Source organism: Pseudomonas sp. R62 (genome assembly GCF_000257605.1).
Lineage (GTDB): Bacteria > Pseudomonadota > Gammaproteobacteria > Pseudomonadales > Pseudomonadaceae > Aquipseudomonas > Aquipseudomonas atacamensis.
In genome coordinates this window covers 1-791 of the sequence record NZ_AHZM01000923.1, presented here as the reverse complement: position 1 = coordinate 791, position 791 = coordinate 1, and the positions used below count along the sequence as shown (strand labels likewise).

Below are 791 nucleotides of genomic sequence, written 5' to 3'. Positions count from 1 at the left end.
CGGATTGTCGGCAAGGTCAATGCCGTCACTGCGCTCGGCGGGGAGGTCGAACAGCGCCTCCGGCAATTGCGTGATGCGGTTGCCGGAGAGGGCCTGCGATTCGTAACCCCGGATGGCTGCTCAGTCCTTCGGGTACGTCGGTCAACCCGCAGTTGGACAGGTCGATATGGAACAATTCCGGCAACAGGTTCAGGTCGGGGAACGTTCCCAGCGGATTGTTGCTCAGGTCCAGCGTGTCCAGGGCGGTGAGTGAGAGCAGCGCAGCCTGGTTTTCCGGGGTCATGACCACGCCACAATTCTTCAGCTCCAGGTCGGTCAGCCGAGGCAGTTTTGCTTCGCCAAGCGCCAGCGGTTCCAGTTCGAAGCCGCTCATTTTCAGCTTGGCAAGGTTGGGCAAGCGCTCCACGAAGCGCAGGGCGGCGGTGATATTGGCGTTGCCAACGAGGTTCAACCGGGTAACGCGCTCCAGACCGGTGCTGAGTATCGGCACATCGCCACTGAAGGCCGCCGTTGCCCTGAGTTCTTCAAGGCGCGGGTACGTGGGCGGGCTGCGCCAGAATTGTTCGATCTGTTGCGCAAAGTCTCGCCTGGCATCCAGTTCGCGGGTCTGCGCCTCGAGCGGCAGACGTTCTCCCGATTCGGCGGCAGTCACGGCGGCCTGGTTGATCCATTGGCTGAGTTCGAGATTCAGAACGCCGAGCTCATTTTCCCAGCGTGACAACTGTGCTCCGCACTCGGCCAATGGGCCGGGCAATCGGTACAAAACCCGTGTCGCGCCTTCGGTGTCAAGG

At 61.8% G+C, this 791-nt stretch carries 1 pseudogene; it reads right to left on the bottom strand.

The features are described from left to right. Positions 1–25 precede the first annotated feature (25 nt). Positions 26–791 (bottom strand): annotated as a pseudogene (locus OQK_RS01135) (hypothetical protein); the annotation flags it as partial.